This is a genomic window from Candidatus Omnitrophota bacterium (assembly GCA_040755155.1).
GTDB lineage: Bacteria > Hinthialibacterota > Hinthialibacteria > Hinthialibacterales > Hinthialibacteraceae > JBFMBP01.
Genome location: JBFMBP010000025.1, coordinates 1 through 13,762, shown reverse-complemented (window position 1 = coordinate 13,762; position 13,762 = coordinate 1). Strand labels below are relative to the sequence as shown.

The following is a 13,762-nucleotide window of genomic DNA, read 5'->3' as shown; positions in this document are numbered from 1 at the left end:
CGTTTGCATTATTAAATCCCCGTTTGTATTGACAGCAAGAGTCTTTCCAAGGAAAGATAGTTCGAACGGTTTTTCCACTTTGATCCGGCAAAGTCCGTTCGCAATACGATATGGATAGGAGACAATCGATCATGACGAATCGAAACGTGAATCGCAGAACCTTCATGCAGGCTTCTTCCGCCAGCGCGGCGGCGATGATGGTTGGAACGTCCAGCCGGGTTTTCGGCGCCAACGACCGCATTCGTTTGGCTCAGATCGGCCTTGGAGGCCGGGGAACGTCCGACCTGAAATCTTACGCCCGCATTACGGATTTTGAAATCGTCTCTCTCTGCGATTTGATCCAACAAAAAGTCGATCGAGGGATCGGCGTCGCTAAAGAGGACGGTCACAAACCGGAAGGTTTTGTAGATTTCCGCAAAATGCTGGACAAGGGAAACCTCGACGCCGTCGTCGTCTGCACGGAAGTCGGCAATCACGCCAAATGCGTCGTTCCCATATTGGAAGCGAACCTTCATTGCTTCAGCGAAAAGCCGATGGACTGCACAGTGGAAAAAGTGGACGCCATCGTCAAAGCCGCCCGCAAATCGAAGGGAATCTATCAAGTGGGCTTTCAACGCCGCTACAATCCCACCTTTCTCAAAACCATCGCCGAAGCCCAATCCGACCGCTTCGGCAATATCACATTCCTGCAAGGCCATTGGTATTTCCCCGGCCAGCCGGGGGGATGGGTGATGGACGTGGAGTTGTCCGGCGGCAAACTGGTCGAGCAAGCCTGCCACCATATGGACGTCATGACCTGGGTGATGGGAACCCACCCCGCCAAATGCTCCGCGATGGGCGCGATTACGGTGGAATACAAGCCCACGCAGCGATATCCCCAATTGCCGCCCCATTTGGCCGAAGATCACTCCAGCCTCAGTTTTCAATTCCCCAACGGCGTCATTCTTTCCTACACCCATTTTTCCTGTATGCCTGCGGATTTGTGCATGGCCAAAATGGAAAAACTGGGCGAAGGGCCGGGAGAAAAACTTTGGGTTTTCAAGGATGAAGGACTCGTCGACCTGGCGCAGGGAACGCTGCATCCCCGCAAGGGCGAGATCGTACGCGCCGCCGACGCGACGGATTACTACAACGGCTCCTTCCAGCAGTTCGAACAATTCGCCCAGCATATCCGCAAAAACGAAAAGCCCAACAGCAACGTCGAAACCGCCCGCCTCGCCACCCTCACAGCCTTGATGGGCCACCAAGCCATGTACAATCGGGAAAAGAGAAAATACGAGCCGGGAACCATCGAGTGGAAAGATTTAGGTTCTACGACGGAGATATGAGGAAAGATAAAAAGTAAGATGGGCCGCGTTTTTTCGGCCCATCTTACAACCAATTCGTTTATATTCAAACGGGCGTAATGTGCGGATTTTTTAAATGCGGATTCTCTCGTTGGCCGGGAGTTCTATAAAGCGAAGCGGTTTGGGGAAAATTTATTCTTCGGTTTCCTTGATTCTTTCGGGAACATCCATCCGATCGTGCAGCACTCGAATAATGACGATTCCCATTTTCAATTTACGGTAAAAGATAAGATGGCGGCCTTCGCGAAAACACATAAGCCCTTTAGAAAGGTTATCGCGTTGCCAACCGATATCGGGGTTGCGGCTAAGCGCTTCGATCCTTTTTTTCAGTTGCCGCAGGTATTTGCTTGCCTGCCGACCTCCCCACGATTCATAAGTGTATTTCCAGATATCCTCCAGATCGGCTTCACTGGCTTTTAGGAGTTTGTATCGCGGCATGATCGGCGGGTCTTTCTAACGGCGGCTTCGTTGTCCGCGATAATATCGTCGATTGTGCGGGGGCTGTACTCTCCGCGGGCTAACTGATCGTCTCCCAGACGGATGGCGTCTCTCAGCCGGTCGAGTTTGATTTTGCGAAGTTGGTCTTCTTGCTCCATAAGACGAAGCGCTTCTCGAATCACCTCGCTGGAATTATTGTAAAGGCCGCTTTCGACCTTCTCTTTTACAAACTCCTGAAGGCGTTCTGTTAGAGAAACATGCATAACCGGGATACCTCCGAAAGGTTTCCCCCATTATATCCATTAATACAAAGTTTGACAATTTTTGTATAATTCGATCCGAATGATTTTCAGAGCCGCCTGGGTGGGACGTTCGGCTTGCGCTTACCAGCCCCGCCCGATATGTTATTTTGCGTTATAATCTATCTTTAACCGATTAAACCAAAGGTGGATTGGGAAATGATGAAAATCATGAAATGGCAGGGCGCAATCGATGATAAGGGACGCCTTTCCTTGGAAGTTCCTACCTTTTTACGCCCTGGACCGGTCGATGTCGTGATGGTGATTCAACCTCAAAGGGAAGAAGAACCGATTCCGCCGCGCTACGATTTCTCCGCATTGATCGGCCAATTGGCATGGCAAGGCGACGCCTTGACCGCCCAAAAAGAATTACGCCATGAGTGGGAATGATCGCTTCCTTTTAGATACAAACGCCATTGTCTCGCTTCTTCGCGGCGGGCGCCAAGGGCGAGGTTTTATCTGCCCTTGATTTATTGCGTTATTTTCAAGGGCAAAAACAACTTTGCCCTTGCCACCTCGGCGTTACTGCTTTCATTGTTCCTGCGTCACTTCGTATATTCCCAAATAAAACGGTTTGCTGAATTGCACTTTGTGGATTGGCGCTTCATCGTCTTCATGATTCTTTTCGCTGCGGGGAGACCCCATGACGAATTCGTCCGCCGGGATTTGCACGAATTTAATCTCCACTTCGCCAAACGCCCCTTTAATTTTTACGGAGAAGATTTCGTCTTCGCGCTTAATAGCGCAACTCTTCTGAAACACCCTTGGTTTCCGCCTGGTATAGCCCGCGAACTACGGGTGGGCGGCTCATCAGGAGATTCGCCCTCCCCAAATTCGCATTCAAACAAGATGGGAGGGCGAGGCTCCTGCCGAGTCGGGAATATCAAAAAATGCTCGGCTCTTCTGAAAAACCTCAGTTTCTGCCTGATATAGCCCGCGAACCGTGGGTGGGTTGCTCCTGACAAACCGTTTTCGGGCGATTCGACAACTAATACGAAATACTCTTGGTTTTGAATCACAGGCAGTGGAAAGGATGGGAGGAGGAGCCTCCTGGCGAACTATAGCATCTATTCGGCTCGGCAAGAGCTTCACCCTCCTCACAATGATGTTGGCGCTATATCCAATCAAATGGCAAACGGTATTATAAAGGGATTTGTTTTGGCTTAAGAACAACCCTTACCCAATTCGCGGGCTATTTCAGACAGAAATTGGAGTGTTTTACAAACACGGCGGGATTCGCTTCGCTCGACTCACCCTACGTTCATCGAGGCGTTTTAGAAGAGTTGACTTGCCGATCCATGGCGGCTTCCATCCCGTATCATCCATCTAAATGTCGTCACCTGGATTAAAAAGAAACAAAAAGTGAGAAAAAAATTATTTTTCCCTGGATAATGGAAAAGACGATTTGCCAATTTCCCAAAATCTACTTAAAATGATGGAGAGAAAAATATCGTTTTTCTTTTGATTTTGGTATTATTTATAATTATCCGAACTTTGTACATCCAAAGATTTGGGGCTAATTCAATCCAGCCGGTTGGAGATGGCTCGATACCATGCGGCCAACCGAAGCCTGAAGCGCTTTCGACGTGAGGAAAGGCGAGATGATATGCAAACAAGAAGGTGCATCATCTGCGAAAAAATGAAATCCATCGACGACCGGGACGTCTCGTGCAAGACATGCGAAGAAAAGGAACTCGATCTTCTCATGGCCGTATACGCCTATATCCATATATCCGGTTCGGATTATTGTCCCGCCGCCGAAGTCATGAAGGAAATCGAACCGGTAAACGGCATTCATCTCAACCATCGCTTTCTCCATAGCTGGATTCAAAAACAATGGTTGGAGAAAAACGAAGTCGATTCGATCTCCGTTCCAAAACCGATTCAAGAAAGCATCGAAGAAGGAGGCTTCAATATCACCGCTCAATTCAGAGAACGGCTGCAACGGCAAAAAGAAGGCAAGCCTGCATTCGATCCGGAAATTTTAAGGGAAATGAAAAAACAAATCGGCGACGAGAAAAAAGAAAAACGGATAGGGATGGCCTATATGGAACGCATCCGCGAAGATAAACAATAATTCAGAAAACAGGGAATAGCGACCAATAATTAGAGATTAGTGTGGGGCTCGCTTCGCTCGACCCACCCTTTCTCTATCCCAAAGGGGAAGGGATTATTTCTTGACAGCGTTATTGACGGCCTGGCGGTCGATGCCTTGTTTGCCGAAATTGGCTTTTAAATAATCCTCGCCGCTTAAGACGTAGTTGCGCATAACGATGCGGTCGCTGACGCCGATGTTGTTCCAATCGAAGGGACGCTTCTCTTTTTGGCTGGCGCGCAGTTCGCGCACTTCCTCGCGCAGATTGAAGCGGTCCCAAAGGCCGATGCCGACGTTGGGTTCGAGGTGGATGAATTTCCAATCGGCGATCTCGCCCTCGAAGCGGCCTTCTTCGTCTTGCAGGATGGGAATGGAACCGATGCGGCGGCCATTCTCGTCGATGCGGGGAAGAATGTCCACCAAGCGGCCATTGCGCTTGTAGACAGGGAAGATGACGTAGTCGCTCATCAGGTAATTGGCCCAGCCGTAGGAGACGCCGCGCAGGTCATCGCCGATCTTGGCGTTGTTTTTCTTTTCCCATTCCGGCCCATATCTCTTCACGAATTCCGTCATGGCCTTCATGACCTTGGGGCCTTCGGCGTGCAGGCCTTTCATGATCTGTTTGCGGAATTGGGGCTGGATATCCTCTTCGCGCAGCGCTTCCAGCGTTCCTCCCCGCCCTACGTTTGTGGCGACTTGCAAGCTAATGAGAGAGATGGCGAAAGCCGTGTCGTATTTCTTGCCGGGATGGGAGGAAGAAGCCACGATTCTCATGCTGCCGTAAATCTGGGAGCGGGGATATGAGTCGCGATTGACGGGCGTGTTCCATTCCAAAATTTGGCGGTCGACGAAACTTTCCATCAGTTCCGGCGAAGCCCACAGTTCCGGCGAAGCGAAGACCGCCGCCTGGATAACGGCGTTTTGCGAGCGGGAGACGTCGGCGACGAATTGGGCGGCGGCGCGCAGTTCGTCTTCCTTGATGCGCGTGCGGTCGTCCTGCACTTCGAAAACTTTCAGGTTGCGGGCGCCGGATTCCGCCGCTCCCTTGATGAGAATGATGGGATGCTGTTTGGCGAAGGCGCGCAGACCGGCGTAGTTCGCCGAGGGCAAGCCTTCGGCAATGCGTTCGAGGATTTCTTTGTTCGATAATACCAGATTCCATTCCTTCATCCAATCGATTTCCGGCGGCAATTCCACGCCGGTTCCTTCGATGAAGATTTGTGGATAGAGGGATTTGTCGTAAGTAACGTCGGTGTAGACGCGGGATTGGATGGTGGCGGGCATTCCTTCCGCTTCCGATTGTCCGCCGATATAGACGGGATGGCCGTGGAAAGGAATCAACGCACCGACGACGACGGGCGCCGGTTGTCCGTCCTTGCCGAAGCGAACCGCGACGCGGATACCTTTCGGAGATAGGCGGCCTTCCTCTTTCGCGGCTTGAATTTGTTGTTTGATTTCATCCTTCTTTAAGCCTTTATGAATTGTCAACGCTTCCGCGAATTCCTTTTCGCTGATGTAGAGATGCGCGTCTTCGATCAGCAGCGCCTTGCGCTTCGCTGCTTCCACATCGGCGAATTCGCCGTTGCGGGTGATGAGGAAATTGGTTCCCGGATGTTTTTTCTCCTGCAATTCCGCGTTAAGCGAAGGCCCCTCGCGCAGCGCCCGCGAAACGTGGGTGCGTCCGGCGGGGAAGAGAAAGACGACGTTGACGCGCTTGTCGGCTTCGATGATGGCGGGATCGAATTCGTGGAAGACTAAAGGCATGAGGAAGCCATCGCCTTTGAGGAACGCCAGCTCGCGCAGTTGGTTGTAAGCGCGCCAACGCAATTCCATTTCGTTGGGAGCTCCGGCGCCGATGCCCGTCAAGCATTTGCCCGAGGTGAAATCGCCAAGCAAGGCGTCGCGGTCGTCCGCGTTCCATTGGCTCAATTCCGTACGATGGACGAACAAGAGGCGGATATAATCGTATAGCCATGCATGCCGTTCGACGGCCAAGGCGAAGCGATCTTCGCGAGGAATAGCGAGAAAGCCGACGCCGCGGGAGTAGGCCCAAGGCCAATATTCGTACCAGTGATCGTTGATGGTTTCCGCGAAGAAGTCGGTGATGTTTTTCCAAAAGAGGCCTGTATCCACTTCTTCGGGAAGCGCGAGGGCGCTTTCCAGCGTTTGAGCCAGGGCGAAGGTAATGTAGAAGAGTTCGATGGCTTTGGCGATTTTATCGAGGATCGCGCGATCGCCATTGGCCGCTTCCGCCAGGCGGGCGAAGCCGCCGATATCTTCGTAGCCGCCCGCAAGCCGCTTTAAATCTTCAAAAATAATCTCGCGTCCGGTATAGAGAATCGCCAGGTCGTCGAGTATGCGACGCTTCATGGAGCGTTGTTCTTCATCCGCTTCCGGCATGATGGTTGCGACCAGATCGGCGATGCTGGAGCGCGTATGGCCAATGACCTGGCCGAAGGAGCGGTTGATTTGAGATTGCAGTTTTTTGCGTTGAGGACCGTCTTCATTCAATGCAATCAGCGCGTCCAAATCCTTGCGGATGGCGGCGAGGCATTTTTGCCCTTCCTGCCAAGAGACTTCAAAAGAGAGAGCGGCGCCGTCTTTGAAGGCTTCGCGGAAGCCGTCCTCACGGTCGTTGAAAGCACGGGCGCGTTCGGCGCGGACTTTGAGCGCCTTGCGCCTTTCCAGCGCCTCGCGAGCGGCGATTTCCACCGCCTTGCTGGATGATTCCACCAGCATCTGCTGGGCGAAGCGCTGCGTTTCCGGGACGTACTCGGGACGAACGGCGCATTTCATCAAATCGTTCTGTTCTTCCGAAGAGAAAGAGTGGACATGTTCGGCGGCGGCGTCGAAAGCGGCTAGAATTTGCACGGCCTGCGTCCAGGTTTCCCGCATGGAGCTAATCGCCGCTTCGGATTCGCCGCAAAGGGCGAAGAGGCCGCCGACGCCCGCCGTCCAGACGCCGAAATCCGCTTGGGAAAGCGATAGCCCGGCGCCGATCTTGGCGAGCGCCTGGCTGATATAGTAATCGCGATTCTTCCATTTTTTATAACGCTTCATCTTCTCTTCTTCGCGAAGCGCCTTGCCCGCCTCGTCGGCGGCGGCGACCTCATCGCGCAACTTTCGGTAGAGTTCGAGGGCGGATGCGGCAGTTTTCTCTCTGGACTTGTCATCCTTCGCTTTGATGACGGCGGCGACGGCCTCATACAAGCGGAGAGCGCGTTCGCGCTTGCGGCGCATCTCGGCGCGCAGGCGGTCGATGTTGCGTTTGCCCAAACCAATGGCGCGGTAGACGCCCTGGCGTCCGATCTTTTCGCAAGCGGCGAAGAAGAGTTGAACATCGAGGTAGGTTAGCGCGCGGCGGGCGCGTCCGGCGGCGCCGTCGGCGATGGCTAGCGAACTGTAGGGATTGCCGTTGCGCATCAGGGAGACGACTTTCGGCATGTCGTCGAGCAAGGCGAGAAGTTCAGGAAAGGGAATGCCGGTATTGAGAACGTCAATGCCTTGAATATCGCGCTCGTAATCGCGTCCTGGTCCGCGCATCTTCAAGACCAGCGCATGGATTTTACCGCCGAGAGCGGCGGCGAGTTCGTCTTGTTCTTTGGGAGGCAATGGCTTGACGCCTCCCCAGCGGCGCAAGCGGCCGCCGTAGACGGAAGCGTTGGCGCGAATCTGTTCTTCCGTCAGGCCGTAGTCGCCGAGAATGACTTGCGCCTGGTTGGCGATTTCATCTAATTTCGCATCGCTGGAGTAATAGAGCATGTCTTGCGTGGAGGACATAGTGACCGAGGTCATGACGATGTCTCCCGGCGCTTTGTGCGGCGGGAAGGCTTCTTTGAGCCGATTCAACGTCTCCTGGCTTGCTTCGCCAAGTTGGAACGAGGAATAGAGTTGCCGCAAAGCCCGTTGGCCGACGGGATGATCCGTATCGGGATCGAAGCCATGGAACATTAAATAGGCCAGGTTTTGTCCTTCTTCATCCAGCGAGTGCGTGAGATGTTCGCCGGTCTGGGCGAGTATTTCGAACAAGCGCATTCCCGTGGAATAGCGTATGTCCTGTACGGGCTTGTATTCCGCCGTCAGGGCGATGACGGCTTCGTCTTCCGCCGGACAGTTGGGATTTTCCGCTTTGGCTTCGCGAATGGCGTCGTAAATCAACCAGGCTTTATAGAAAACCATGAAGCGGTTAACTTGCTCCGCCCTGATAATCATTTTGTCCACGCCCCATTGGGCGGCGAGATTGGCGACCAGTTTCGAGCCTTCGGTGGTTTCATGCCAGGGCTGGCCGAGGTTTTCGATGGCGCGGGCGATTTTGGCGATGTGAAAGACAAGAAGATCGTCTTTGAAATCGAAATACTTTTTTAGTTCCGAATATTTCAATAATTTGTTCGCCGCCCATCGCTGCCATTCGAAATGGGATTCGAAATCGTTCTGGCGCAGCAGCGTTTCTTTGGCCATCTTCATGATGCCGCTGTGGAAGCGCTCCGGGATGCCCATCTGGCGCAGTTTCACTTCGTTGCGCAGCGAAAGGACGAAGGCGAGGAAGAGGCCGTCTTTAGGAACGCAGTAACCGCCATAGCCTTCGCCCGCGGGGGGGATCAGGCGGTCTTGGCGCAGGTTCATCTGGTCGGCCATGTCTTCCGCGTCGCCTTCGAGCACGGCCATGCACAAAAGCGCAAGAGCGTTGGATCCAGCGAAATGGGTGACGCAAAGGGCGTTTTCCGAGGTTTTTTGAATTTCGGCATAGGCGAGAGCAGGGCGTTCTTCCACGCCGCCTTCGTTGATGAGGTTGTAGAATTCGAAACCCGCCAAGGCGGCCCAACGGTCGGCGCCGCCAACCCATTGCCGCCATTTGACGACGGAATCGCGCTCCCGTTCGCCCAGGTTGACGCGGCTGGGCGTGTAGAGCAGGTTATAGCGTTTGTTGCCGCCGGCCGCCTGGTAGTAATTCAGGGGGTGCATGGCGAGAGCATGGAATTTATGTTTGGCGACGACTTCTTTTCTCGCCGTAGATTTAGAGAGATTGGTATGGGTGCGGATATAGGTTCTCGCCTGATCGCGAAGATGCTGTTCGGGGAATCGGGCGTCGAGTTCGTCGAGAATGCGGCTGCGGGCTTCGAAGCGAATAATGGCTTCCATCTCTTCGCGATAATCCGCTTCCGCTTCGATGACGCGCTTCTGCAAATCGTAAAGGCTGAGTTTCGGTTTTTCGGCCTTCATCTGCGAAACGCGCTTGTCGAAGGCTTTGCCGTTGTTGGCCGCGACTTTTTGCACGGCGATATTCGTTAATTTGGATCGATGCTTTTCTATATACTCGTCAACGCTTTGGGGATCGGCGGCGTTGTCGAATTTTACTTTACGGTTTCCTTGACGTTCGTCCTGTTCGATGAGGACGGCCAGTTTCGCCGCTTCTTCCATAACCGGGCGGAACGACATCAACACGGTAAGGACGGCGGCGGGTTCAGGCAGACGCTGTTGCGCCATCACCTCTTCGATTACGACGCCCATGCCAAATTCGCCGATGACTTTTTTGCCGATGCTGAGGATGCGCGTCCGGTATTGATCCATGCTTTCCTTGACTTCCGATTCCAGTCCCTCGCGGCGAATGACGTTGAAGAGGGCCATTTCTTCTTCGATCCACGATTGGACGTAGCCTTCCGTCATGCCCGCCGATTCGGTAGTGAGGATATGGAGGCTGGATACGCGGCGCGTAGGACGATCGATTAGAGATTGCAGCCGCGCCGCTTCCGCCGCCAGACCGTTCTTGCTCGCTTTGATTTCGGCGAGGCTGGCGCGGGCGATTTCGGCGGCGGATTTCTTTTTGAGAAGGGCTTGTATCTTGGCGGCGGCTTTAGAATCGGTTTTTTCCAGTATAGTTCGCTCCAAAGCTTCGATGCGGGGAATGTCCTCTCGCTCGACAAGCGCGTTGACGGCCTCAATGCCTTCGCGGTAGGCGGCGGCGATCAAGGCGGCGAGGGCGGCGGCGCCTTCGTGAAGATCGAGCGATTGCAGTATCGCGCAGGTTGCGGCGTCGTCTTCCGATTTGTCGGGATGGGCGAGGCGATAGTCTTGGGCGATTTGCGTTAATTTTTCATCGCGGCGCGCCAGCATCCGGCGGGCGCATCCGGCGTGTTCGGAATCCATGACGGCATCGATATTGCGCGCCCAGAATTCGGCGTGAAGACGGAAAAAGACTTCCATGGCGTCCTGATCGACTTCAGTTTCGATCACTTCGATCTTCGTTTCTTCCGATCCGATCTTCACCGTGCGATGAACGACGCGCTCGTGGATGAAAAGCGGGATGGCTTCGATCCAATCGTCAACCTGAATGATCCAATGCGTATCCTCCGCAGTATCGGAGCCATCCTGGCGGATGCGGCCTAAACCTTGGCTGGAATAGGTGAAATGTCCGCCTTGGCGGGTGAGATCGCGCAGATCGTCCTCTTTGCCCGGGTGCACGTCGCGCAGGAGGTTGGCATTGGCCAGGTTAACGGTTTCGGCGGGATGCAGGCGTTGCAGATAGACGATGTAGGAGGCCGGATCTTTGCGGGTTTGTTCCAACTGGCCGCGGAAAGCGGCGGCCAGGCGGTAAATCGAACGGATTCGTTCCTGGATGGCGTCGAGAACCTCGCCGCAGGCTTCGGCACCAGGGCGTCCGACGATGCGGCGGGATGCGTCGTCCTTCTCTTGCAGCATTTTCTTGAATTCTTTGGATTGATAGGAGAAGAGCGCCTCTTCGAATTGATTGAGCGCGCCCACGGTTTGGGCGTAAGGCGTGGGTTTGCGCTGCTGGATCAAATGCAGCAGGCGGGAGGCTTGGGTTTGCAGGTCTGGCGCTTCCATGCCTGCTTCATAGAGGCGGCGGGCGTGGGGCAATAAGCCCGCTTTATCCGCCAGAATTTTGGAGACGGATAGCAAGTGAGCCTGATTTCCGAAAGCGCGGCTGAGACGCCCGGCGACGAGCCGCATATGATTGTCGCGCGCCCAGCGCGTCAGACGGAGGATGTTCTTTCCCTCCAGTTCGAAATCGTAGGTCGAACTGACGGCTTCGTTGATAAGGGCGCGTTTTTCGTCGATGTCTTCGATCGGCTCGGATAGTAATCTCGCCACCCGCGATTGATCGTAAGGCATATCCAGCCGCAATTGGCCGAGCAGCCAGGATGCGCTCCAATCGCGCCATTTCAAGGTTTTTTCCAAAAGAGAAGCGGCAGCTTCCGGAGCGGCTTTTTCTCCTTCATGGACGTAAGCTTCGATGCGCTCCAGGAGGATTTTCGCTTCTTCCTCCAACACTACGGCGCCTTCTTGTCTTCCCGCGATCTTTTGCAGGCAGGCGGCAAGTTCGAACTTTCCTTTTCCTCCCGCGCGGCGGAATTTGAAGAGATCGAATTCCAGGCGGTTTCCCGCTTCGAAAAGGACGGCGGTGCGCAGGCCGCGCAAGGGCTTCAGGTCGAGTTGTTCGAGTTCATGGGCGAGGTTTTCATCGTTGGCCATCGTCAGGAAAAGGCTGAAGGCGTTATTGGCGTCGATCATCCTGCCGCGGAGAATTTTATGCAGTTCGGCCAAATCCGCTTCGGGAAGAAGCGAAGCGAAATCCAGCAGCGTATGGAGCATCTCCCGCTGGTTGGCGCCGCCCATAGCGGAAAAGAAATATAGATGGAGAAAAGCGCCGAGGACGGCGGCTCCACGCGCCGTTGGATCGCCGATATTCCTCTCCGCCTGCAAACCGATTTTTGAAGGCCATTCGGCGTCGAGCCGCAGACAAGGTTCTTGATCGTCTTCCAGCCAATCCGCCAAAACGTTGTGATCTTTCATCCATGCCGTTTTGACGTTTTGGCGTTTTTTTGCGGCATCATAGGTCAAATGTACGCAAGGCGATGGAGAAAAATCCTTCAAAAATTCGAGGCCTGTTCTCAAGACATCGGCGGCGGTTTGAATTTCCTGGCTGGCTTGGCCGCCGGTTTCGAGCGCGGCGTCCGAAATATTTTCCCCCAAGCGATATTCGCTCATTTGCAGCAAAACGCCCGGCGTCCGGCGCGTTCTTTGAACGTTGGTTCTTTCGTTGTGAGAATCGACGATGGTTGCGGGAAACAGGATTCGGCTCATTATAAAATAGTCCTTTGTCTTGGATGAATTGTTTTTAAGGAGAATATGGCAATAATCGCAGTGCGGGAAAAGATAAGCATAGTACGGGCGCCAGCAGCCTTTTTCGATGTAGAGATCTAGGGACGATAACGCATTTACGCGAATAGTACGCTTCGAATGAGACGAAAGGGAAGGCATTCCTTCCATAGGCGGCGTCTTCAAGCTCTTTTACGGCGAAAACGCGCATGATACAATTATTATCTCTTTTCGATCGTCTTAGGTCAATGGAAACCGCATTGGCTCTTTCCCCATAACAAGGGCATCCTAAGAGGATAATAAGCAACGATTTAAAAAAACCGATTGGTTCGGAATCCATCTTATTTTATTCATGGTGAAAAATTGAACATGCCGCTCACTACTCAAGCCCCCGTCTTCTTACCGGGAACTCATATTGAAGTTATTAATGAAAACATTACGAGGGGAAAAATCAAGCACGCCGTTTTCGATTTCGACGGGACGCTTTCGCTGGTTCGAGAAGGCTGGCAGAACGTCATGATTCCTATGGGCGTGGAAATTCTCCAGGAAACTGGAACTTCGGAAAGCGAAGAAGAACTTTTCCATGTTGTTAGGGATTTCGTAACCCGGCTTACGGGAAAACAGACCATCTATCAAATGATTCAACTGAAAGAAGAGGCGGAAAAACGAGGCGGGACGGCCAAGGAGCCGTTGGTATACAAGCGCATGTATCTCGACCGCCTTTGGGAGAGGATCGAATATCGGGTTAAGGGGCTGAAATCGGGCGAGTTGAAGCCGGATGATTTCGTCGTGCCCGGCTCTTACGAATTGTTGGAGGCGCTCAAAAAGCGGGGCGTGACCATGTACCTGGCCAGCGGCACCGATCACGAGTACGTCGTGGACGAGTCGGAAGCCATTAAAGTAACCTCCTATTTCGCTCCATACATTTACGGCGCCCAGGACGATTACAAGAGTTTTTCCAAAAAAATGATTATCCAAAAAATTCTGACCGACAATCGTCTATGCGGCGCCGAGTTGTTGACGTTCGGCGATGGTTTCGTGGAAATCGAGAATACCAAAGAAGTCGGGGGCATCGCCGTCGGCGTAGCATCGGACGAAGTGGGCAAAGTTCATATCGACGATTGGAAGCGAAACCGTCTGATTCAAGCCGGCGCCGATCTGATTATTCCTCATTACGGCGAATGCGAGACGCTGATGGCTTATTTGTTCGATGAAAAGTAATATCGATTTTCTTATCGCGTGATATTCGCATGCTGCTCAACAATTTTATGAAGGATTTGCAATCTATACTATAGCGATTAAATTATGGTCATGAAATAGCGCGAGGAATCAAAATGACAACATACCGTTTTCAAGCGATAATCGAACTGGATGAAGATGGATATTATGTGGCGGACGTTCCATCCTTGAAGGGATGCTACACTCAAGGAAAAACATTTGAAGAAGCCTTGGAAAATATTCGAGAA

Annotated in this window: 9 protein-coding genes; 5 read left to right on the top strand and 4 right to left on the bottom strand. The window is 53.1% G+C overall.

Features of this window, described 5'->3' with window-relative positions:
* Window positions 1-131 precede the first annotated feature (131 nt).
* Window positions 132-1,328, top strand: coding sequence for a Gfo/Idh/MocA family oxidoreductase (locus tag AB1656_02620; GenBank protein ID MEW6234257.1), 1,197 nt, complete (start codon window positions 132-134; stop codon window positions 1,326-1,328).
* Window positions 1,329-1,478: 150 nt separating this feature from the next.
* Here the strand turns inward: AB1656_02620 and AB1656_02615 are convergent, their stop codons facing one another.
* Complete coding sequence (locus AB1656_02615) at window positions 1,479-1,784, bottom strand: type II toxin-antitoxin system RelE/ParE family toxin (GenBank protein ID MEW6234256.1); 306 nt, start codon at window positions 1,782-1,784, stop codon at window positions 1,479-1,481.
* Window positions 1,763-2,047, bottom strand: coding sequence for a type II toxin-antitoxin system ParD family antitoxin (locus AB1656_02610; protein ID MEW6234255.1), 285 nt, complete (start codon window positions 2,045-2,047; stop codon window positions 1,763-1,765). Before AB1656_02610 ends, AB1656_02615 begins: the two co-directional genes overlap by 22 nt.
* Before the next feature lie 195 nt (window positions 2,048-2,242).
* Between AB1656_02610 and AB1656_02605 the strand changes: the two genes are divergently transcribed.
* Window positions 2,243-2,473 (top strand): hypothetical protein, encoded by a 231-nt coding sequence (locus tag AB1656_02605; protein ID MEW6234254.1) that lies wholly within the window; start codon window positions 2,243-2,245, stop codon window positions 2,471-2,473.
* Between the two features lie 141 nt (window positions 2,474-2,614).
* Here the strand turns inward: AB1656_02605 and AB1656_02600 are convergent, their stop codons facing one another.
* Entirely contained in the window at window positions 2,615-2,845 is a 231-nt protein-coding gene (locus tag AB1656_02600; protein ID MEW6234253.1) for an SUMF1/EgtB/PvdO family nonheme iron enzyme, read from the bottom strand.
* 844 nt (window positions 2,846-3,689) lie between these two features.
* On the opposite strand from AB1656_02600, the gene AB1656_02595 reads away from it, so the two are divergent.
* A complete protein-coding gene (locus tag AB1656_02595; protein MEW6234252.1) occupies window positions 3,690-4,160 on the top strand; it encodes a hypothetical protein in 471 nt (156 codons plus the stop codon).
* A gap of 93 nt (window positions 4,161-4,253) precedes the next feature.
* Here the strand turns inward: AB1656_02595 and AB1656_02590 are convergent, their stop codons facing one another.
* A complete protein-coding gene (locus tag AB1656_02590; protein ID MEW6234251.1) occupies window positions 4,254-12,281 on the bottom strand; it encodes a hypothetical protein in 8,028 nt (2,675 codons plus the stop codon).
* Window positions 12,282-12,665: 384 nt separating this feature from the next.
* Here AB1656_02590 and AB1656_02585 point away from each other — a divergent pair, with 384 nt between their 5' ends.
* On the top strand, window positions 12,666-13,517 hold the full coding sequence (locus AB1656_02585; protein ID MEW6234250.1) for an HAD hydrolase-like protein: 852 nt from the start codon (window positions 12,666-12,668) through the stop codon (window positions 13,515-13,517).
* 113 nt (window positions 13,518-13,630) lie between these two features.
* On the top strand, window positions 13,631-13,762 hold a 132-nt coding region (locus tag AB1656_02580; protein ID MEW6234249.1), incomplete at its 3' end, for a type II toxin-antitoxin system HicB family antitoxin.